The sequence below is a fragment of the Brachybacterium sacelli genome (genome assembly GCF_017876545.1).
Taxonomy (GTDB): Bacteria; Actinomycetota; Actinomycetes; order Actinomycetales; family Dermabacteraceae; genus Brachybacterium; species Brachybacterium sacelli.
The window spans coordinates 1,454,410-1,474,967 of sequence record NZ_JAGIOD010000002.1 but is presented as its reverse complement, the minus strand read 5'-3'; the positions used below and the strand labels follow the sequence as shown (position 1 = coordinate 1,474,967).

The following is a 20,558-nucleotide window of genomic DNA, read 5'->3' as shown; positions in this document are numbered from 1 at the left end:
GTCCTGGCGGTCGGGCCCCTTGCCACGCCTCGCTGACTGTCCTACTGTTACTACGCACCTATACAGTTGGGAGTGTCATGCGGATCGTGGTGTCGACGAGCTCACGCACGCCGATCTACGAGCAGATCAAGACACAGGTGCGCGCGTCGATCCTGTCCGGGGAGATCGCGGAAGGCCAGTTCCTTCCTTCGTTGCGTCAGCTCGCCGCTGACCTCCGGGTCAGCTCGATCACCGTCACCCGTGCGTACAACGATCTCGAGGCAGACGGCCTCATCCACGGCGAGCACGGCCGTGGTTTCGTCGTCCTCCCGATCGACGCCCAGGTCGCTTCGAGCGCGCTGAGGACCCACGTCGACGACGTGCTCAGGGAGCTCGTCGCCGCCGCGCGACGCGCCCGGCTGAGCCCTCCTCAAGTTCATGACCGTCTCGATGAGATGTGGAGCCACGATGAATGATCCCGCCGTCCGAATCGGCCACATGGCCGTACAACGCCCCGGCTTCGCGATCCGCGACCTCTCCCTCTCCCTCCATGCAGGGAGCGTTCTCGGTCTCGTGGGCCCCAACGGGGCGGGGAAGACCACCACCATCCGTGCCCTGCTGGGACTTCTCGCGCCCGATGCAGGCACTGTCCGCGTCCTGGGCCAGGCGCCCGGTGCCCGCAGTGCGCTCGCCCGCACCGGAGTCGTCCTGGACGAGCCGACTGCCGCTGCGGAGTGGTCGGTCGCGAGCCTCGGGCGGCGCCTGGGACCCTTCTATCCGGGATGGGACCAGGAGCGGTTCACCGGCCTCCTCGAGGAGCTTTCGGTCCCGTCGGATCGGCCCGTCGGCGACTTGTCCCGTGGTCAGGGCGTGAAGCTCTCCGTGGCCACCGCCCTTGCCCAGGGCCCGGACCTGTTGATACTCGATGAGCCCTCCAGCGGCCTCGACCCCTCCTCCCGCCGCCGGATCGGCGATCTGATCCGGGAGTTCATGGTCGACCCCGCGCACACCGTGCTGTTCTCCACGCACATCACCACCGATCTGGTGGACCTGGCTGACGAGCTCGTCGTCCTGGTCGACGGCGCCATCGCCCATCAGGGCACGCTCGACAGCGTGGCGGAGGAGTTCGCCATGGCCCGCGGCTCCGGCCCGCCGTCCTCCGGCCCCGTCCTGGGGCTGCAGCAGTCGGGAGCGCAGTGGTCGGCACTGATCCGGATGCGCGACTCCGCCGCATTCGGCCCCGAGGTGGTGATCGACGACGCGAGCATCGACGACGTCATCATCCACCTGGCCGCCGACTCCCAGGAGGTCGCCGCATGATCCCCGCCTTCGCACGCTTCGACCTGCTCTCCTGGCTCCCCCGTCGGCAGACCCTGCTCACCCTGTTGTTCGTCACGGCCGTCGGACTGATCCTGCCCGTCCCGGGCATGGCGATCATCGCCGCCGCCCTGGCGACCTCGCTGATCGTCTCCACCCCGTTCCTGGGCGACGAACGCGGACGACTCGACACGCTGTACGGAGTGCTGCCCGTCTCGCGGGCCTCCGTGGTCGCCGGACGCGCCGTGTCCCTGGTCGTGTACTACCTCCTCGCCACGGGCCTGGCGACGGCGGCGACGGTGATCGTCACCGCACTACGTGGCGATCGCGTGCCGTCGTCGATTCTCCTGATATCCCTGGCTGCGGGAGCAGCGTTCGTCGGACTCGCTCTGGCGCTTCAGATGCCGGTGTTCTTCCGCGTCGGCTACTCGCGAGGACGTCTGATGGCGTACGCGCCGGCCTTCGTGATCGCCGGTGGTGCCTGGCTCCTCCAGGCCACAGGAGTGCACACCCTCGTGCTGGAGACGCTGTCGGGAGTTCCGATCGCCGTGGTGATCGCCGCCGGCCTCGGTATCGGTGCCCTCGGCGTCCTCGTCGCCGTCAGCATCTCGACCGCGCTGTACCGCACCCGCGAGCTCTAGTGGCGGGTCCGTCGTCCCGGCCGACCGCGGAGACGGGATCCCCGTCGTGCACCGGGCCCCGAGCGTGCGCTCAGGACCCGCCGTACGTCACGCTCACGTGATGCACCTGACCGCCCCAGCCGTCCTCGGGGAAGGCGTCGGTCACCCGGAGGTACACGTCCTTGTCCTCGCCATCGAGAGAGGGCGCCAGATCGAGCTCGTGGGCGGCGCGATTGGAGGCGTCCTTGATCGGCTCGTCCTCGGCCAGCACCCGGGTCCAGCTCTCCCCGTCCGGGCCCACGTCCACCAGGTACTGATTGCTGATCGTCAACGTGAGCTGGGCCGACGTCGTGCTCGCCGGGAACGGGAAGCGGTAGACGAAGTAACTGTCGCCGTCGGCGAACCGGCCGGGTTCATCGGTGACTCCTGAGCCGCCGGCATCGAACAGCCACGGGGCGTCCTCGCGGGTTCCCGCTGCGAAGTCGATGGTGCGGGCCACCACCACCTCCGTCCGGGCGAGGAACTCCAGTCCGCCGGGCCCGCTCGCCGTCACGGAGATCCGATGGTCCCCGTCGGCGGCGTCGGCCGGGACCGTCACGCCCAGGGGAACGGTGACGGTCTCGGGCTCACCGTCCCTCCCCGTCCCGGGGACGTCCACCGTGACGCGGTGTGCGTTCTCGATCTCCCAGCCCTCCGGGCCCTGCGCCTCCAGTCGCACGTGGAGGCGACGGGCATCGGCCGAGGTGATCGTCACGTCCAGGTCGAGCTCCAGCTGCACGGGTTCGCCATCGGGCATCACCACCGGAGCTTGGGAGAGGGAGGCGGACAGCGAGCGGCGCACCCCGTCCTGCGGGACGTCGGCGATCAGCGCGCTGAAAGCGCTGGCCTGGGTGCGCCAGTCGAAGACGTTCGGGGACTCCTCCGTGCTCGCACCCGCCCAGCGCACCCCGAGCTGGTCGGCGACGTTGCGGTCCACCTCCCAGATCGTCGACGCCTGGGTCGCGACGGCGTCCCGGTAGCGGGAATCGCCCGTGGTGTCCGCGAGGTCCATCAGGTACCGCAGGAAGATGCCCTTGAACTGCTTGTGGTTGTCGTTCGTGGTCTCACCCAGCACATCGGTGTACTCCGTGAGGATCCCGCCGGTGACCAGAGCGCCCTCGACCAGCGCCGCATCCGCGAAGTAGCGGGCCTTGTCCAGGAGGTGCGGATCGCCGGTGGCGCGCCACAGCTCGAGCGCGGCGCCGATCGCCAGGCCCTGGTTGTAGGTGTACACGCGGTCGCCGTTGTTCTCGCAGGCATCCGTCAGCCCGTCGTTGAGCAGGCCGTCCTCATTGACCATTCCACTGGTCGTGTACCAGTCCCACGCCACCTGGGACCGCTCGAGCCACGCCGTATCGCCCGGGATGCGGTTGTGCAGCTCGGCGGTCAGTCGGATCCACTGCCCGTTGGTGACGGCGTTCTTGTACGTCCGCTCCTCGTCCCACCAGATCCCTCCCCCGCAGGTGCTGGGATCCCAGAAGTCGTTCATGAAATCGCCGATGGTCACGGCCATGTCCAGGTACTTCTGGTCGCCGGTCAGGTCGTAGGCGGTGATCCAGGTCAGCGCCCACCAGCCGGAGTCGTCGATCGCGCGGCTGGTGAAGTTGCCGTACAGCTCGTCACCGGAGAGCTCACCGGCGGGGAACGGACCCTTGTTCCTCTCGAAGGTGTGGTCCAGCTGGTCCAGGTAGCGACGATCCCCGCTGCGCAGCATGTAGTCGCCGACCGTCTGCAGGGCGACCGCGGAGTTCCACCAGCTCGAGGGGAACCACGCCTTGTTCTGGTCGTAATCCGCCATCAGGACGTCCGCAGCGACTCGGGCACGGGCGAGGGCCTGTGCGCCGTCGGCGTGCGGGGGCGTCGGCGGCGCCGAGTGCGCCGCGGAGGCAACGGACAGGGCAGGCAGGGTGGCGGCGGTCAGGGTGACAAGGGTACGGCGAGACATCTTCATCGACGGGGCTCCCGATCGTGGCGCGAGCTTCGCACGCGCCGTTCGTGCCGTGAGCGTTCACGGACGTCGTCGAGCATTCCATCGGTGCCGCCGGGCGTCAATCACCGCGCAGCCGCCCCAGCTCGCGGGGCCACCTTCCCTCACTGCTCGTCGAGGTAGCGCAGCACGGCCTGGACGCGACGGCTGGTCTGCTCGTCGCCGCCGAGCTCGAACTTGTCGAAGATCGCGCTGATCGCCTTCTCCACCGTGGACAGCGACAGGAACAGCCGCTCGGCGATCCCCCGGTTCGAGAGGCCTTCGGCCATCGCCTCGAGCACCTCGACCTCGCGAGGTGTCAGGCGGCTGACCGCCTGGCGCTGCTCGGGGCTGCGCAGGAGGGTACGCACGACGGCCGGGTCGATGACGGTGCCGCCGCCGGCCACGCCGTGGACCGCTCGCAGGAAACTGTCGATCTCGGTGATGCGGTCCTTGAGCAGGTACCCGATGCCGGGCATCTCGGTGCCGAGCAGGTCGCTCGCGTACTCGCGGGCCACGTACTGGGAGAGCATGAGCACGCCGACGTCGGGGTGCTCGTGCTTGATCCGAAGTGCCGCGCGCAGTCCCTCATTGGTATGGGTGGGGGGCATGCGCACGTCGACGATGGCCAGGTGCGGCCGGCGCCTCGCCACCTCCTCCAGGAGGGCATCGCCGTCGCCGACCGAGGCGAGCACCTCGATGCCCTCCTCGAGCAGGAGGCTGCGCACGCCCTCGCGCAGCAGCACCGCGTCGTCGGCGAGGACGACGGTCAGCGGCGCGCTCGCGCCGGGGGCGTCGGTGGTGGTGTCGGGCTCAGTCACAGGGGATCTCCGCGGTGATCGTGGTCGGTCCGCCGAGCGGGCTGTCCACGCTCACGCTACCGTCCAGCGCCGCGACCCGGCGGGCGAGGCCCTGGAGCCCCCCGCCCTCGGGATCGGCGCCGCCGATGCCGTCGTCGGTGACCGTCAGGCGCAGCAGCGTGCGCCCGGCCTCCTCCGTAGTGGCCAGGGCGAGGTCCACGCGGGTCGCCTCGGCGTGCTTGACGACATTGGTGACCGCCTCGCGGGCCACGAAGTAGGCGGCCGATTCGGCGGCCTGCGGCAGCTCGCCGTCGAGGCGGAGGTCGAGATGCACGGGAACCGGGCTGGTCTGGGCGACCCCGTCGAGCGCCGAGGCGAGTCCGTGCTCGTCCAGCGCCGTCGGGTAGATCCTCCAGGCCACCTGGCGAACCTCCTCGATGAGCGCCTGCGACTGGGCGTGGGCCTGGTCGAGCAGCTCGGCGGAGCGCTCCGGATCGTCGGCGCGCCGGGCCCGGGCGAGAGTCACCGACAGGGAGACGACGTTCTGCTGGACCCCGTCGTGCAGGTCGCGCTCGATGCGGCGACGTTCGTCGTCGATCGCCACCACCACCCCGCGCCGGGTGGTCAGCAGACGGCTGATGCGGCTGTCCATCGCGTCCGCGCGCACCACCCCGGTCCAGCGGCGCAGCAGACGGGTCTGCAGCCACACCACGAACTCCGCATAGAGGGCGGCGGCCAGCAGGCTCGAGGTGCCGAAGATCAGCAGCACGGCCGGGGCGGGCCGGCTGATCGCCCACAGGTCGAACTCGATGACCACCGCGCTGCCGTAGAGGGACTGCACCATGCTGCCCAGCACCACGGCCGCCACCAGCAGCAGCAGGTCCCCCATCACGTATCCCAGGACGGCGGCGACCCCACCGTGCAGAAGGGCGCGCCTCCCCCCGAGGAAGCCGCCGGTGCCGTCCTCCAGCTGCAGGCGATACGCCCAGTGCAGCCGCCGCAGCTCCCAGCGGCGTACGCGGCGGAACGGACCGCGCCAGCGGATGAGCTGGAGCAGGGCGGTCAGGATCAGCAGCGGGCCCAGCAGCAGCCCCAGCAGGGCCCCGGCGACATGGCGCAGCGACCGGCGCACGAGCCGGGTGGGCTCGCGGGGCAACTGGATGCCGGAGAGGTCGGGCAGGCGCATGGGGGCTCCAGGGCAGCAGGGCAGGACGCCGCTCGGCGTCGCCCTGCAAGCTACCAATGACTCTCTGGCGGGGTGCAGGGGGTCGCCCTCCGGAAAGGTTACGGATTCCCGTAAAAGGAGGGGAGGGTTCTCCGCCGCGACCGGGAGGGCAGCCGTGTTCTGCCGGGCCCGGGAGCTCCGTAGCGTCTCTCTCGTATCCTCACCCCTCACAGGAGACCCCTCATGGACGCCGTGCTGCACCTGGCAGAGACCCTGCTGGCCTCCCCCTGGCTCTACGTGCTCGTGATCGCGCTGACCGCGTTCGACGGCCTGCTGCCCGTGGTCCCGGCCGAGACCGTGGTGCTCACCGCGGCGGCCTATGCCATGACCGGGGGTCCCGACGCCCTGCCGCTCCTGCTCGCCGCCTGGACCGGTGCCCTGGCCGGAGACGTGGCGGCGCATCATGTCGGCCGCGGTGCCGGTCCTCTCGCACGGTGGGCCCGGCGCCGGCGGTGGGTCGGCACGATGCTGGGCTGGGCCGAGAAGGAGCTGATGGCGCGGGGCGGGATGCTGATCGTCTCGGCGCGGTTCGTCCCCGGCGGGCGCACCGCCACCACGGTGGCCTCCGGGGTGATCGGCTATCCGCGCCGGCGCTTCGTCCTGTTCGCGGCCCTCGCCGCGGCTCTGTGGTCCCTCTACTACGTCGGCATCGGGATGCTCGGCGGGCTCGCCTTCCGCGACCAGCCGCTGCTGGGCGTGGCGCTCGGCATCGGCATGGCGCTCGCCGTCGGCGGAACCATCGAGGCGGTGCGGGCCGTGCGGCGCCGCCGCCGCGAGGCGGTCACTCGTCCGCGGCCCGCAGGGCGCGTCTCTTCTCCTGCACCTGTGCGAGGCGCGTGAGGATCTCCTGGTACCGCTCCGGATCGGAGGGGTCGGTGCGCTGCAGACGCTGCTTGAGCACCGAGTACTCCCGGGTGATGGAAAGCTCCGTGAGCCGGTCCAGCAGCGAGCCGGCCAGGCGCTGGAGACCGGCCTCGTCCCGCGCGGGCAGGTCGAGATTCGCGATCTCGACGATCAGCGGCCGCACCGTTTCCCCGGCGATCTCGAGGACCTGCTCGAGGTAGCGGGCCGGGTGCAGGGTGCCGATCACCGCGTCCAGCAGCGTGCCGGCGGCCAGCATCACGTCCCACACGCCCTGCAGGGCCGGCACGTGGAAGGCGTCGTCCGGGAGCGCGCCGACCTTGTCGGTCTCCAGCAACTGGGGAGCCTGCATCATCACCGCCAGGGCCTGGGTCTCGACCTGGCCGACGGGGTCACGGGGGCTCACCACGTCGGCCAGGCGGGCCGGCGCGATGAGGCCGGGCTCCTCCTGGGTCTCCCCCGGCGCGGTGGGGCGCTGGGCCGACGTCTGGGCGGCGCCCTGCGGGGCCCGGGCGGCGTCGTGCACGGCGCGCAGCACGGTGCGCTCGTCCATCCCCAGCCAGCCCGACAGGCGGCGCGCGTACTCGGGGCGCATGGCCCGGTCGCGGATGCGGGCGACCACCGGGGCGGCCATCCGCAGCCCTGCGACCTGTCCCTCGACCGTGTCGAGGTCGACCTGGGCGATGGCGGAGCGGATCGCGAACTCGAACAGGGGCTTGCGGGACTCGATGAGATCCACCACCGCCTGGTCCCCCTGCGTGATGCGCAGGTCGCAGGGATCCATGCCTCCGGGTTCGACGGCGACGTAGGTCTGGGCGACGAACCGCTGGTCCTCCTCGAAGGCACGCAGGGCGGCCTTCTGCCCGGCCTCGTCACCGTCGAAGGTGAAGACCACCTCGCCGCCCAGTCCGCGGCCATCGGCGTTCAGCCGCAGCCCGGAGCTGGGGTTCGAGTCGCCCATCACGCGGCGGACGATCTTGACGTGCTCGGAGCCGAAGGCCGTGCCGCAGGAGGCGACGGCGGTGGGGACCCCGGCGAGGTGTGCGGCCATCACGTCGGTGTAGCCCTCGACGACGACCACGCGGCGCTCGGCGGAGATGTCCTTGCGGGCCAGGTCCAGGCCGTACAGCACGGTGGACTTGTGGTAGATCGCGGTCTCGGGGGTGTTGAGGTACTTGGGTCCCTTGTCGGTCTCCAGCAGGCGCCGTGCCCCGAAGCCGATGGTGTTGCCGGTGATGTCGCGGATGGGCCAGATCAGCCGGCCGCGGAAGCGGTCATAGACGCCCCGCTGGCCCTGGGAGACGATGCCGCTCGCGGTCAGCTCGTCCTCGGTGAAGCCCCTCCCCCGCAGCACCGAGGTGATCGAGTCCCAGCCCTCGGGGGCGAATCCGACGCCGAAACGCTCCGCGGCGGCCCGGTCGAAGCCGCGCTCGGCGAGGAAGCGCCGGCCGACCTCCGCGGCCGGGGTGGAGAGCTGCTCGCGGTAGTACTCCTCCGCGATCGCGTGCGCGTCCAGCAGGCGGCGCCGGGTGCCGAAGTCGGGACGCTCGCCGCGGCCGCCGTCGGAGTCCTCGTAGGTCAGCTGCACGCCGTAGCGCCCGGCCAGCAGTTCGACCGCCTCGACGAAGCTGAGGTGGTTGATCTTCTGGACGAAGGAGATGGCGTCGCCGCCCTCGCCGCAGCCGAAGCAGTGCCAGTGGCCCAGCTGGGGGCGGATGTTGAACGAGGGGGTCTTCTCGTCGTGGAAGGGGCACAGCCCCTTCATGGAGCCGATGCCGGCGGTGCGCAGGGTGACGTGCTCGGAGACGACCTCGTCCAGGCGCGAGCGCTCCCGCACGAGGTCGACGTCGGCGCGGCGGATCAGTCCCTGGGCCACCTGCTCACAGCTCCGATCCGAGTCCGGGCAGCGGCGTGTCCGCGGCGGTGACATGGGTGATCTCGCGGTCGAACAGCACCTCGTGCAGCCGGCGCGCGGTGACGTCAGTGTAGGAGGCTACCTGGTCGACGATCACCCGCCGGCGGGCGGTGTCGTCGGCGGCCGCATCCCACAGCTCGGCGAACAGGGGGCTCAGGTACTGGGTGCCGGTGTTCCACAGCCGGGAGAACAGGTCGCGGATGATCTCCTCCTGCGCCTCGTACACGGGGCGCTGGGAGGCGGAGGACATGACGTAGGCGGCCGCCAGTCCCTTGAGCACCGCGATCTCGAGGTGGGTCTGCTCCGGCACCACCATGCCGCCCCCGTACCGGGAGATCGGCCCCTCGCCGTGGGTGGCGCGGGTGGCGGTGATCGCGGAGCGGGTGAAGCGACCGATCAGCTGGCTGGCCATGTTCTTGAGGGCCGCGGCGGAACGCATCGAGCCGGTGAAGGAGCGCAGCCAGCTCGGCTCCGCCTCCAGCCGCTGCAGCGCGGCGTCGAGCTCGTCGAGGGACTCGTGCGGCATGTACCAGTCCTGGACCACGTACAGCGCCGCGGCGCGCTCCATGGGGTCCTGCAGCTTCCCGAGATCCAGGGTGAGCCCCGTGATCGCGTCCTCGATGTCGTGGACGGAGTAGGCGATGTCATCGGCGAGGTCCATCACCTGGGCCTCGAAGCACTTGCGGCCAGGGGCGGCGCCCTCGCGGGCCCAGCGGTAGACGTCGAGGTCGTCGTCGTAGGCCCCGAACTTGGAGGAGGCGGGGTCGGGCCCCTTCCCCCGGGCCCACGGGTACTTGATCGCCGCATCCACGCTCGCGCGGGAGAGGTTCAGGCCGAAGGGGCGCTCCTCGCCGAGGATCTTCGGTTCGAGACGGGTCAACAGGCGCAGCGTCTGGGCGTTGCCCTCGAAGCCTCCGATGTCGGAGGCCAGGGCGTCGAGCACCTTCTCGCCGTTGTGCCCGAAAGGCGGATGGCCGAGGTCGTGGGAGAGGCAGGCGGCGTCGACGACGTCCGGGTCGCAGCCGAGCTCGAGACCGATGTCGCGGCCCACCTGGGCGACCTCAAGGGAATGGGTGAGGCGGGTGCGCACGAAGTCGTTGGCGCCGGCGCCGAGCACCTGCGTCTTCGCGCCCAGGCGGCGCAGCGCCGAGGAGTGCAGCACGCGGGCGCGGTCGCGTTGGAACGGGGTGCGGGCCTGGGACTTCGGGGGCTCGGTGGTCCAGCGTTCGAGGTCGGCCTCGGTGTAGCCGGCGGGCGGGCGCGCGGGTTCCGCGGACTCCACGGGGTCGACAGGTGTCATCGCCTCAGCCCCCCGAGGTGTCGAGCTCGGCCTCGTGGAGACGCTCGGCGTGGTCAGGGCTGAGTTCGCGAGTGCTCATCCAGTCCTCGGGGACGACGGCGCGCTTCGGGGAGCCGGCGCGGCCTCGGGGACCCTCGACCGCCTCGCCCGGGTACGGGCTGGACAGGTCGAGTTCGGCGAGCTTGGCGTCGAGGTCCGCGAGGGACTCCATGGTGGCCAGGCGGTGGCGCAGATCGCCGCCGACGGGATAGCCCTTGAAGTACCAGGCGACGTGCTTGCGCAGGTCGCGTAGGGCCCGGCCCTCGTCCTCGAAGAACTCCACGAGCAGCTCGGCGTGGCGGCGCAGGATCTGTGCGATGTCGCCCATGGTGGGCCGGATCCGATCCGGCTTCCCGGCGAAGCCCGCGGCGAGGTCGGCGAACAGCCAGGGCCTCCCCTGGCAGCCGCGCCCGACGACGACACCGTCGCAGCCGGTCTGCTCCATCATCGTCAGCGCGTCCTCGGCGGACCAGATGTCACCGTTGCCCAGCACGGGGATGTCGGTGACGAGCTCCTTGAGGTCGGCGATGGGTGACCAGCGGGCCTGCCCGGAGTAGTGCTGGACCACGGTGCGGCCGTGCAGCGCGATCGCGGCGGCGCCGACCTCCTGGGCGATCAGCCCGGCATCGCGGTACGTGAGGTGGTCGTCATCGATGCCGAGACGGGTCTTGACGGTCACCGGCACCTCGGGCCCCGCGGCCTCGACCGCGGCGCGCACGATCCGCGTGAACAGCTCCGTCTTCCACGGCAGCACGCCTCCGCCCCCGCGACGGGTGACCTTGGGGACGGGGCAGCCGAAGTTGAGGTCGATGTGATCGACCACGTCCCGCTCGCGCAGCATCTCCACGGCTCGCCGCACCGTGGTGGGGTCCACCCCGTACAACTGGACCGAGCGGGGCGTCTCCCGCTCCCCCATGGTGACCAGGCGCCAGGACTCGCGGTGGTCCTCGACCAGGGCCCGGGTGGTGACCATCTCGGAGACGTATAGACCGCCGTCGTCCTGGCTGTGCAGGGCACCGAACTCGCGGCACAGAAGGCGGAACGCCATGTTGGTGATCCCCGCCATCGGCGCGAGCACCACCGGGGTGTCGACCGTGTGGGGGCCGATCGTCAGGGTGCGTCGGGTCGAGCCGTCGGGGACGGCCCGAGGGGCGGGTGCGGCGTCGAGGGTGGTCATCGGCTCGATTGTCCCACCTGCTCCCGTCTTCCGGGAGGTGCACCGGGGGTGATGTGCATCGGGCGGGTCTGGGGAGGGAGGTTCCGCTCACAGCAGAGGGCGGGATGCCTGCCCGGGGGCCGGGCGTATCCTCGGCCCATGGACGGGCATCTCGAGCCGCTGCTGCGCGAACTGGTCGGCGCCGCGCTCCGTGACGAGCGCCGCCGGCAGGGTCGGACTCTGGCCCAGGTCGCCGAGGCGGCGGGCATCAGCATGCAGCACCTCTCCGACGTCGAGCGCGGACGGAAGGATCCCTCCTCCGAGATGCTGGCCGCGATCACCGGTGCTCTCGCCGTCGGGGTCCCCGAGCTGCTCCTGCGCGTCGCCGACGAGGCGATCGTCGCCGATCACCCGGTCCGGCGGCCGCTGGTCCTGGATCTGACGGGGACCGCCGCGGGCGGCTCCTCGCGTCGGCCCACCTCGGGCGCCCCCGGCGCCGAGGTCTCCGCGACGTCACCCGCTGACCGAAGTCCTCTCACGCTGCTGTCGGCCGCCTGACCAGGACCTCGTCGGCCAGGCCGTAGGCCACGGCCTGGCCGGCGTCCAGCACCCGTTCACGCTCGAGGTCCCGTCGCACCGTGGCGAGGTCGGTGCCCGTGTGCTCCGCCAGCAGCGCCTCCAGGGCGCGGCGGATCCGTTCGACCTCCTCGGTCGCCAGGATCAGGTCCGGGACGGCGCCTCGCGCCTGGGCCTCGAGCGGGTGCAGCACCACCCGGGTGTGCGGCAGCACCGCCCGCATCCCCGGGGTTCCTGCCGCGAGCAGCACGACGGGGGCGGCGACTGCCTGACCCACGCAGGTCACGGCGACCGCGCTGCGCACATAGGTGAGGGTGTCGTAGATGGCCAGCACCGCCTGGGCGTCGCCGCCGCTGGAATTGAGGTAGAGCTGGATCGGCACGTCGGCCGATTCGTTCTCCAGGTGCAGGATCTGGGCGATGACGGCGCCGGCGACGCCGTCGTCGATAGGGGTGCCGACGTAGACGATGCGATCACTCAGCAGGCGCGAGTAGACGTCGGCGCTGCGCTCGAGCCCGGTGTGGGTGCGTTCGATGACGCTGGGAATCGGGTAGCTGCTCATCGGGGGTCTCCTGAGGGGTTCTCGTCGCGGGTGGGCGGGGCGCTGGTGAGGCCGAGGGAGGTCGCGCTGCGCGCGGCGATCCCCAGCGGCAGGATCTCCTCGAGCGAGGTGACGATGTGGTCGCAGAACCCGTACTCGACGGCGCCGGCGGCGTCCCACATCCGGTCGCGCTCGGAGTCGCGGGCGATGGTCACCTCGCTCTGCCCGGTGCGCTCAGCGGTCAGGCGGATCAGGAGGTCGCGGCTGCGACGGAGATCCTCGGCCTGCAGCTCGATGTCCGCCGCGCTGCCCCCGAACCCGGCCGATCCCTGGTGCATGAGCACCTGGCCGTGGGGCAGGATCATCCGCTTGCCGGCCGTGCCGCGCGTGAGCAGGAACTGACCGGCGCTGTAGGCCATGCCGAGTGCGACCGTGCGCACGTCGCAGGGCACGAGATCCATGAGGTCGCCGATCGCCAGCATCGCCGGGACCAGGCCTCCCGGGGAGTTGATGAGCACGGTGATGTCGCGGTGAGGGTCCTCGGCGGCCAGCATCAGCAGCTGGGCGCTGAGTCGGGCACCGTTGTCCTGGTCCAGCTCCCGGTCCAGGAGCAGGATCCGGTGGTGGAGCAGCCGCGTGGCGGTGAGCGTGCCGAGTCCGTCGGCGGGCGGGGTCTGCGTGGAGTCCTCGAGGCGTGGTGTCGTCGTCGGTGTCATGGATCCAGACTCGTCCTGCTCGTACCCGGGCGGGCCGTTCTCCGTCGTGCGCTGATCAGCGCAGAGCAGAGGCGCGATCCTCGACTCGCCCGGCGACCGCCGACCTCCCCGCTACCGCCGGACGCAGTGATGTACGCGGACGACCGGTGTTCGCCGCAGCACCGGTCGTCCCTGCGCATTACTGCTTCATGGCGACGCGGCAAGGACGGTCACCCCGACGCCGCACCGACGTCGCGACGCCGCGACGCCGCGGCCTCAGGGGCCGACGAGGCGGCGGCGGGCTGCGGCGTCGACGAGAACGGTGACGTTGTCGCTGATCTGCTCGGCCGTGCCGGCGCCGATCGGCAGCGCCCTCACCGCCGGGTCCCGGATCTGCTCGGCGAGCAGCTCGGGCAGCGCGCGCAGGCCGATGTGGGGACGCTCGTGGAACGGCTCAGTGGCGGGAGCCAGGGTGGGCAGCCCTTGTTCGCCCTGCACCGCGGCGAGCAGTTCGGCGGCCGCGGCGAGGGCTTCCTGGCGGGCGCGCCAGTCACGGGCCGCCAGCACCTCCTCGGCGACGGTGCGCAGCCGGTCCCCGCCCGGGAGGCGCGCCGAGGAACGGGCGAGCCACTTGCCGTACGGCGGCCAGCACCGATGCAGGAGATGGGCGAGGTGGAACAGCGTGCGCACATGGCGGGCGGCGATCACCGCCGCGCCGTCCTCGTCCCCGCGCAGACCGGCGCGGCCGACGTCCGGGAACTCCTGCCCGAGCCGCGACCAGTCGGCCGCCAGCGCGTACAGCCAGACGTCCCGCGGATACCACGCCAGGCGCTCGCGGAGCGCGGTGAGCGCGCCGGTCCCGTCGTGGAACACCGCTCCGGCAGTGACCTCGAGGACCGCCTGTCCGGTCAGCGACAACCAGTCCGACAGCGTGAGCCCGTCGCCGCCGACGGCCTGGAGTCGAGCGGCGTCGATCCCGAGGCGCGAAGCCGCGAACTCGGCGGCCGGGGCGACCTCGACCCGCTGCCGCACGACGGGATCCCAGGTGGTGGCGAAACGGGTGGGCAGGCCGTCCCAGGTCGGTGGCAGCTCGCGCTCCAGCAGGGCGTCGATCTCCGTGGCGCGCCCGTCCTCCACCAGCAGCGTCAGGCGCAGACCCCAATCGTGGTCGCGCGACTGCTCGTCGTCGAAGCCGAGCACGTCGGAGCCCGACCCCGATCGCGCGGCAGCGTGCGGCAGGCCCGGGGTGTGCCGGTGTAGGAGCGGGCGGACGACGTGCTCGTAGTACGCCCGGGAGAGCTCGAGTCCGGAGGCGAGGGCGGCGGGCATGGGCACACTCTTCCATCAACCTCGGAGCCCGGCCGGCGAGAGCGCGATCGTCGGGTGAGGACCGATGTTCACGACGACATCGGTCCTCACCCGGCTATCGGGGCGGTCGGCAGCCTCAGGCGCCGAGCAGACGGGCGGCGAGGTAGGACTCGACCTGGTCGAGGGCCACGCGCTCCTGGGTCATGGAGTCGCGCTCGCGAACCGTCACGGCTTGGTCCTCGGCCGTCTCGAAGTCGACCGTGAGACAGAACGGGGTGCCGATCTCGTCCTGGCGACGGTAGCGGCGGCCGATCGCCTGGGAGACGTCCATCTCGACGTTCCAGTGCTTCCGCAGGCGATCGGCGAGCTCGGTGGCACGGGGCACCAGGTCCTCGCTCTTGGACAGCGGCAGCACCGCGGCCTTGACCGGGGCCAGGCGGGGATCGAGCTTCAGCACGGTGCGCTTGTCGACGCCGCCCTTGGTGTTGGGGGCCTCGTCCTCGGTGTAGGCGTCGGCGAGGAAGGCCATCATCGAACGGGTCAGGCCGAAGCTCGGTTCGATGACGTAGGGCGTGTAGCGCTCACCGGAGGCCTGGTCGAAGTACTGCATCTTGGTGCCGGAGGCCTCGGTGTGGCTGCCCAGATCGAAGTCGGTGCGGTTGGCGATGCCCATCAGCTCGCCCCACTCGCTGCCCTGGAAGCCGAAGCGGTACTCGAAGTCGATGGTGCCGGTGCTGTAGTGGGCACGCTCGTCCTCGGGCACGTCGAAGCGGCGCAGGTTCTCCTCCTTCAGGCCGAGGTCGATGAACCAGTTCCAGCAGTCCTCCACCCAGCGGGCGAAGTGCTCATCGGCGTCCGCCGGCGGGGTGAAGAACTCAATCTCCATCTGCTCGAACTCGCGGGTGCGGAAGATGAAGTTGCCCGGGGTGATCTCGTTGCGGAACGCCTTGCCGACCTGGCCGATGCCGAAGGGCGGCTTCTGGCGGGTGGCATTGACGACGTTGAGGAAGTTCACGAAGATGCCTTGGGCGGTCTCCGGGCGCAGGTACGTCAGGCCGGCCTCGGTGGAGACCGGGCCGAGGTAGGTCTTGATCAGGCCGGAGAACTGCTGGGGTTCCGTGTACTCGCCGCGGGTGCCGCAGTTGGGGCAGGGCACCTCCGCCAGGCCCCCCTCGGGGGCGCGGCCCTTCTTCTGCTCGAAGGCCTCGAGCAGGTGGTCCTCGCGGAAGCGATTGTGGCAGCTGCGGCACTCCACCAGCGGGTCGGTGAAGGTCGCGACGTGGCCCGAGGCCTCCCAAACCCGCTTGGGCAGGATGACGGAGGAGTCCAGACCGACCATGTCGGCCCGGGACTGGACGAAGGTGCGCCACCACTGGCGCTTGATGTTCTCCTTGAGCTCCACGCCGAGCGGGCCGTAATCCCATGCGGAGCGGGTACCGCCGTAGATCTCACCGGCCGGGAACACGAAGCCGCGCTTCTTCGTGAGAGCGATGACGTTGTCCAGCGTGCTGGCGGGGGCCTTGGCCACGGGGAGACTCCTGGTGACGGGGTGGTCAGAACCCGTCCAGCATAGCGACGGCGCCGCTGTGACGGTGCCCACGCGCACCCTTCCCACGCGCCCCGTCGACTTGCGCGCCCCCGGAGCGCTGGTGAGAATGATTGTCATGTCCCTGATGCCGCACCCCTCCCGCCGTTCCCTGCTCACCCTCGCCGGTCTCGGGGCGGGCACTGCCGTGCTCGCCGCCTGCGGCGACGGCGGCGGAGGAGCCGGCGGTCCGGGGGACGGTGTGAGCATCGTGACCTCGAACTATCCGCTGACCTACCTCGCGCGACGCATCGGCGGCGACCGCGTGAGCGTCACGGACCTCGCCACCCCCGGGGCCGACGCCCACGGGCTCGAGCTGTCGGTCAAGCAGGTGATGACGGTCCAGGAAGCGGGGCTGGTGCTCCAGATCCCGCACTACCAGACCGCTCTCGACGACGCGATCACCTCGGGACCGGGCGACAACGTGCTGGATGTCTCCTCGGTGATCGAGATGCTCCCGGCCGACGGTCACACCCACGAGGAGGAGGCGTCCGACGGCGGCGGCGAGGAGCACGCCGAGGAGGAGCACGAGGGCCACGACCACGGCTCCGCGGATCCCCACCTCTGGCACGACCCGCTGCGACTGGCCGAGATCGCCGACGCGCTCGGATCCCGCCTCGGGGAGATCGACCCCGACGGGGCCGAGGCCTTCACGGCCGCCGCACAGGAGGTGCGCACCGACCTCGAGGAGCTCGACGCCGAGCTCACCGAGCAGTTCGGGACCGTCGGGGGCGAGCACACCTTCATCACCAGCCACGCCGCCTACGCCTACCTCGCCGAGCGCTACGACCTGCACCAGGTCGGCATCGCCGGGGTGGACCCCGAGACCGAGCCCTCCCCGCAGCGGCTGCTCGAGCTCGAGAAGGTCATCGAGGAGGAGGGGGTCACCACCATCTTCTTCGAGACCACCGCCTCGCCGAAGGTCGCCCAGACCCTGGCCGAGAACGTCGGCGTCGACAGCGACGAGCTCGACAACCTCGAGACGCAGCTGGACGAGGACGTCGACTATCCTGCTGTGATGCGCGAGAACTGCCGGAAGCTGTTGGAGAGCTGGGCATGAGCACCCCCGTCGGTCCCGTTCTCGACGTCTCCTCCCTCGCCGTGTCCCGCGGTGGCGCCCGTGTCCTGCACGAGGTGGACCTGCGGATCGATCCCGGTGAGATGGTCGCCCTGCTCGGCGCGAACGGCTCGGGCAAGTCGACCCTGCTGCGCGCGGTCGTCGGCGTCCTGCCGATCGAGGCGGGCACGGCACACCTGTTCGGCTCCCCGGTGCAGCGAGCTCGGGCGCACGACCGTCTCGGCTACGTCCCGCAGGACTCGATCGAGGCCGGCTCGATCCCCGCCACCGCCCGCGAGACCGTCGCCAGCGGGCTGCTCGGCTCCCGCTCCTGGTTCCCCGGCACCCGTGACCCGCGCGTGCTGCGGGCGCTGCGCGACGTCGGCCTCGAAGACCTGGCAGGCCGCCCTGTGACCCGGATGTCCGGGGGGCAGCGCCGCCGCGTGATGATCGCCCGGGCCCTGGTGCGGGACCCGGAGTTCCTCGTCCTGGACGAGCCCTTCTCCGGCGTCGACCTGCCCACCCAGCGCCTCATCGCCGAGCTGTTCCGCGAGCTCTCCGCCCGCGGCACCACGATCCTGGTGGTCCTGCACGAGACCGGGGAGCTGGCACCGGACATCCGACGGGCCGTGGTGCTGGACCGCGGGCGCATCGTCCACGACGGCGCGGAGCGGGACCGTCCCCACCTCGACCCCGGCCACGACCACCTCGAGGACGCCGCCCCGCTCGACGAATGCCTCGGACAGGAGATCCACCCCGCATGATCTCCCCCCTCGACCTCCTCACCTCCGACCTGATGCGGTACCCGCTGATCATCGCGGTGCTGATCGGATTGACGGCCCCCGTGGTCGGGACCTACCTGGTCCAGAAGCGCCTCTCGCTGCTCGGCGACGGGCTCGGTCACGTCGCGCTGACGGGAGTGGCCGTGGGCTGGCTGGTCGGCGCCTGGACCACCGCCACCCCCGCCGATCTGCTCGCCATCCCCGGCGCCCTGGCCGCCTCCGTGATCGGGGCCGTGGCCATCGAGTACGTGCGCGAGGTCAGCCACACCAGTCGCGACGTGGCGCTCGCGATCATGTTCTACGGCGGCATCGCGGGCGGCGTGGTGATCATCCAGCTCGCCGGCGGCACCTCGCAGAACCTCATGGGCTACCTCTTCGGCTCCCTGTCGACGGTGACCGCGCCCGACCTCGTCATCGCCCTGGTCCTAGCCGTGGTGGTGCTCGCGATCGGCCTCGGCCTCAGCGGACTGCTCTCCGCAGTGACCGGCGACGAGGAGTTCGCCCGCGCCTCCGGCCTGCCGGTCCGCGCGGTCAACGTGCTGGTCGCCGTGATGGCGGCGCTGACCGTGACGCTCTCGATGCGGATCGTGGGCGCCCTGATGGTCTCGGCGCTGATGATCGTCCCGGTCGCCGCCGCCCAGCAGCTCGTCGTCGGCTTCACCCGGACGATGCGCACCGCGATGGCGATCGCCGTGGTCTGCGCGCTGGGCGGCCTGCTGATCACCGTCTACGTGGATCTCCCGCCCGGTGGGGTGATCGTGCTGCTGTCGATCGCCGTCTACGTGCTCGCGATGCTCGCCCGGGCCCTGCTGCCCTCCCCCGGCGCCGCGGCGGCCGAGGGCGGCCCGGGGCCCGTCGCCGAACGCGACGCGGTGCGGAGCCGCTGAGCAGGGCGCACGTCGATCAGCTCACGAGGGATGGAGCCGCCGGGCGGGATGGGGGACAATCGGGGTATGCAACGGAACACCCGCCAGCGCGCCGCGATCCTCGAGACGCTGTCGCGGCAGGACGACTTCCGCAGCGCCCAGCAGATCCATGAGCAGATGAAGGCAGACGGCGAGACCGTGGGGCTGGCCACCGTGTACCGCAACCTCCAGGCGCTGAGCACCTCGGGCCGGCTGGACGTCCTGGTCGCCGGCGACGGGGAGTCCCTGTACCGCCAGTGCGAGGACACCGGCCACCACCACCATCTGGTGTGCCGCGAATGCGGCCGGACGGTCGAGTTCCTCGCGCCCCGGCTCGAGAACGCCATGACCTCGATCGCCCACGAGCACGGCTTCACCGACCTCGACCACACGCTCGAGGTGTTCGGGCTGTGCACCGAGCACGCAGGGACCGGAGGCGAACCGGACGGGTCCGCGTCGCGATGATGGAGTGGGTGCAGTCCCTGCCGCTGCTGCAGGCCGTCGGCCTGCTGTACGTGGTGATCTGGCTGCGCGCCGGGGCGACCTATGCCGTGGGCCGGGGAGCGCGACGCGCCGTCCGCCGCGGGAGGATCGCGGCCTTCCTCGAGTCCCCGCGGGTCCAGCGGGCCACCGAGATCGTCCACCGCTGGGGCGCCCCCGTCGTCGGCCTGAGCTTCCTGACCGTCGGGTTCCAGACCGCAGCGAACGCGGCGGCCGGACTGACCGGGATGCCGCTGAGGAGGTATCTCCCGGCCCTCGCCCTCGGCGGGTTGGCCTGGGCCGTCATCTACGCCACCATCGGGCTGGTGGCCTTCGCCGCCTGGTTCGAGCTGTTCGTCCGCTCCCCCTGGGCGGCCGTCGGGGTGCTCGCGCTGGTCGTCCTCCTGATCGCCGCGCTGCTGCGGCACAGACGACGCACCGGCCCGCTCGCCCCGCGGAGTGAGGAGACGGGGAAGGGTGAGGACGCGACGCATTCCGCCGACGGGACGACCTCGGCGCCGCCGCCCGACACCGTCGAGGTGCTCGACGAACGATCGTCCTGACCCCGGCTCACCCGTCGGCTCCGGATCGGCCTCAGGCGGTCCCCGCCGCGCTCGCGCCCGGGGCGTCGATGGCGCCCCCGTACCGGCGGTCACGGCGCGCGTACTCGGTAATCGCGCGCCAGAGCACCACGCGGTCCACGTCGGGCCACAGCTCGGGGACGAACACCAGCTCCGCATAGGCGGCTTGCCACAGCAGGAAGTTCGAGGTGCGCTGCTCACCGCTGGTGCGCAGGAACAGGTCGACATCGGGCATGTCGGGATCGCTCAGGTGCTTCGCCAGGCTCTTCTCGGTGATGCCGCGACCGCTGAGGCGCCCGGAGCGGGCCTGATCGGCGATCTCCCGGACCGCGTCGATGATCTCGGCGCGGCCGCCGTGGTTCACGCACATGTACAGGGTCATGCGGGTGTTGGCGCGGGTGAGCTGCTCGGCCGCCTTCAGCTCCTTGATCACGCTGCTCCACAGGCGCTGCTCCCTCCCGATCCAGACGATGCGCACCCCCCAGGAGTTCAGGGTGTCGCGCTGGCGGCGCAGCACCGACCGGGAGAAGCCCATGAGGAACCGCACCTCCTCCGGTGACCGCTTCCAGTTCTCGGTGGAGAAGGCGTAGGCCGAGAGGTGGGTGACGCCGATCTGCAGCGCGCCGGCGACGACGTCCAGCAGCGCGGCCTCCCCGGCCTCGTGCCCGGCGGTGCGGGGCAGGCCGCGGCGATTCGCCCACCGTCCGTTGCCGTCCATCACCACGGCGACGTGCCGCGGGATCGTGGGGGCGGGCAGCTGGGGGACCCGCGCCCCGCTGGGGTGCTCGAACGGCTCCTCGTAGCCGGGCGCGGATGCACCGCTCATGGACG

The 20,558-nt window shown here is 71.4% G+C and carries 21 protein-coding genes; 10 read left to right on the top strand and 11 right to left on the bottom strand.

Features of this window, described 5'->3' with window-relative positions; all coding sequences use genetic code 11:
• Positions 1-77 precede the first annotated feature (77 nt).
• Genes JOF43_RS21075 through JOF43_RS21065 form a run of 3 tightly spaced genes read left to right on the top strand, consistent with a single transcriptional unit; the run spans position 78 to position 1,937 of the window.
• Positions 78-455: a GntR family transcriptional regulator gene (locus tag JOF43_RS21075; RefSeq protein WP_209905096.1), complete on the top strand. Its 378-nt coding sequence runs from the start codon at positions 78-80 to the stop codon at positions 453-455.
• Positions 448-1,299, top strand: coding sequence for an ABC transporter ATP-binding protein (locus JOF43_RS21070; RefSeq protein ID WP_209905095.1), 852 nt, complete (start codon positions 448-450; stop codon positions 1,297-1,299). The genes JOF43_RS21075 and JOF43_RS21070 overlap by 8 nt, the downstream gene beginning before the upstream one ends.
• The gene (locus JOF43_RS21065) at positions 1,296-1,937 is read left to right on the top strand and encodes an ABC-2 transporter permease (protein ID WP_209905094.1); all 642 of its coding nucleotides are present in this window, start codon (positions 1,296-1,298) and stop codon (positions 1,935-1,937) included. Before JOF43_RS21070 ends, JOF43_RS21065 begins: the two co-directional genes overlap by 4 nt.
• Before the next feature lie 70 nt (positions 1,938-2,007).
• Here JOF43_RS21065 and JOF43_RS21060 read toward each other — a convergent pair whose 3' ends face one another.
• The 3 genes from JOF43_RS21060 to JOF43_RS21050 all read right to left on the bottom strand — a co-directional run bounded on the left by JOF43_RS21060 (position 2,008) and on the right by JOF43_RS21050 (position 5,907).
• A complete protein-coding gene (locus tag JOF43_RS21060) occupies positions 2,008-3,906 on the bottom strand; it encodes a glycoside hydrolase family 76 protein (protein ID WP_209905093.1) in 1,899 nt (632 codons plus the stop codon).
• 140 nt (positions 3,907-4,046) lie between these two features.
• Positions 4,047-4,742 carry a response regulator transcription factor gene (locus JOF43_RS21055; protein WP_342592250.1) on the bottom strand — a complete coding sequence of 232 codons (696 nt, stop codon included), beginning with the start codon at positions 4,740-4,742 and terminating at the stop codon, positions 4,047-4,049.
• The gene (locus JOF43_RS21050) at positions 4,735-5,907 is read right to left on the bottom strand and encodes a sensor histidine kinase (RefSeq protein WP_209905092.1); all 1,173 of its coding nucleotides are present in this window, start codon (positions 5,905-5,907) and stop codon (positions 4,735-4,737) included. Before JOF43_RS21050 ends, JOF43_RS21055 begins: the two co-directional genes overlap by 8 nt.
• Before the next feature lie 222 nt (positions 5,908-6,129).
• On the opposite strand from JOF43_RS21050, the gene JOF43_RS21045 reads away from it, so the two are divergent.
• Positions 6,130-6,786, top strand: coding sequence for a DedA family protein (locus tag JOF43_RS21045; RefSeq protein ID WP_209905091.1), 657 nt, complete (start codon positions 6,130-6,132; stop codon positions 6,784-6,786).
• Here the strand turns inward: JOF43_RS21045 and dnaG are convergent.
• The 3 genes from dnaG to dusB are packed head-to-tail and all read right to left on the bottom strand — an operon-like array spanning position 6,728 to position 11,238.
• The gene (gene dnaG / locus JOF43_RS21040; RefSeq protein WP_209905090.1) at positions 6,728-8,683 is read right to left on the bottom strand and encodes a DNA primase; all 1,956 of its coding nucleotides are present in this window, start codon (positions 8,681-8,683) and stop codon (positions 6,728-6,730) included. The two genes, JOF43_RS21045 and dnaG, sit on opposite strands and share 59 nt — an antisense overlap.
• A gap of 4 nt (positions 8,684-8,687) precedes the next feature.
• Entirely contained in the window at positions 8,688-10,022 is a 1,335-nt protein-coding gene (locus tag JOF43_RS21035) for a deoxyguanosinetriphosphate triphosphohydrolase (protein ID WP_209905089.1), read from the bottom strand.
• A 4-nt stretch (positions 10,023-10,026) separates the two neighbouring features.
• Positions 10,027-11,238 (bottom strand): tRNA dihydrouridine synthase DusB, encoded by a 1,212-nt coding sequence (gene dusB, locus JOF43_RS21030; protein ID WP_209905088.1) that lies wholly within the window; start codon positions 11,236-11,238, stop codon positions 10,027-10,029.
• 138 nt (positions 11,239-11,376) lie between these two features.
• Between dusB and JOF43_RS21025 the strand changes: the two genes are divergently transcribed.
• On the top strand, positions 11,377-11,775 hold the full coding sequence (locus JOF43_RS21025; RefSeq protein ID WP_209905087.1) for a helix-turn-helix domain-containing protein: 399 nt from the start codon (positions 11,377-11,379) through the stop codon (positions 11,773-11,775).
• Here the strand turns inward: JOF43_RS21025 and JOF43_RS21020 are convergent.
• The 4 genes from JOF43_RS21020 to JOF43_RS21005 all read right to left on the bottom strand — a co-directional run bounded on the left by JOF43_RS21020 (position 11,753) and on the right by JOF43_RS21005 (position 15,865).
• Positions 11,753-12,355: a ClpP family protease gene (locus JOF43_RS21020; RefSeq protein WP_209905086.1), complete on the bottom strand. Its 603-nt coding sequence runs from the start codon at positions 12,353-12,355 to the stop codon at positions 11,753-11,755. The two genes, JOF43_RS21025 and JOF43_RS21020, sit on opposite strands and share 23 nt — an antisense overlap.
• Positions 12,352-13,050: a ClpP family protease gene (locus JOF43_RS21015; protein WP_209905085.1), complete on the bottom strand. Its 699-nt coding sequence runs from the start codon at positions 13,048-13,050 to the stop codon at positions 12,352-12,354. Before JOF43_RS21015 ends, JOF43_RS21020 begins: the two co-directional genes overlap by 4 nt.
• A 255-nt stretch (positions 13,051-13,305) precedes the next feature.
• Positions 13,306-14,358, bottom strand: a complete 1,053-nt coding sequence (locus tag JOF43_RS21010) for a DUF4037 domain-containing protein (RefSeq protein WP_209905084.1) — start codon at positions 14,356-14,358, stop codon at positions 13,306-13,308.
• 115 nt (positions 14,359-14,473) lie between these two features.
• Entirely contained in the window at positions 14,474-15,865 is a 1,392-nt protein-coding gene (locus JOF43_RS21005; protein ID WP_209905083.1) for a glycine--tRNA ligase, read from the bottom strand.
• A gap of 136 nt (positions 15,866-16,001) precedes the next feature.
• Between JOF43_RS21005 and JOF43_RS21000 the strand changes: the two genes are divergently transcribed.
• From JOF43_RS21000 to JOF43_RS20980, 5 genes are all read left to right on the top strand, one after another.
• On the top strand, positions 16,002-16,982 hold the full coding sequence (locus tag JOF43_RS21000) for a metal ABC transporter substrate-binding protein (RefSeq protein ID WP_245354642.1): 981 nt from the start codon (positions 16,002-16,004) through the stop codon (positions 16,980-16,982).
• Positions 16,979-17,743: a metal ABC transporter ATP-binding protein gene (locus JOF43_RS20995; RefSeq protein ID WP_209905082.1), complete on the top strand. Its 765-nt coding sequence runs from the start codon at positions 16,979-16,981 to the stop codon at positions 17,741-17,743. Before JOF43_RS21000 ends, JOF43_RS20995 begins: the two co-directional genes overlap by 4 nt.
• Positions 17,740-18,648 carry a metal ABC transporter permease gene (locus JOF43_RS20990; RefSeq protein WP_209905081.1) on the top strand — a complete coding sequence of 303 codons (909 nt, stop codon included), beginning with the start codon at positions 17,740-17,742 and terminating at the stop codon, positions 18,646-18,648. The genes JOF43_RS20995 and JOF43_RS20990 overlap by 4 nt, the downstream gene beginning before the upstream one ends.
• Before the next feature lie 66 nt (positions 18,649-18,714).
• The gene (locus JOF43_RS20985; protein ID WP_209905080.1) at positions 18,715-19,131 is read left to right on the top strand and encodes a Fur family transcriptional regulator; all 417 of its coding nucleotides are present in this window, start codon (positions 18,715-18,717) and stop codon (positions 19,129-19,131) included.
• Positions 19,131-19,709 carry a DedA family protein gene (locus JOF43_RS20980; protein WP_245354641.1) on the top strand — a complete coding sequence of 193 codons (579 nt, stop codon included), beginning with the start codon at positions 19,131-19,133 and terminating at the stop codon, positions 19,707-19,709. Before JOF43_RS20985 ends, JOF43_RS20980 begins: the two co-directional genes overlap by 1 nt.
• Before the next feature lie 31 nt (positions 19,710-19,740).
• Here JOF43_RS20980 and JOF43_RS20975 read toward each other — a convergent pair whose 3' ends face one another.
• Entirely contained in the window at positions 19,741-20,553 is an 813-nt protein-coding gene (locus tag JOF43_RS20975) for an isoprenyl transferase (protein ID WP_209905078.1), read from the bottom strand.
• Between the last annotated feature and the right edge of the window lie 5 nt (positions 20,554-20,558).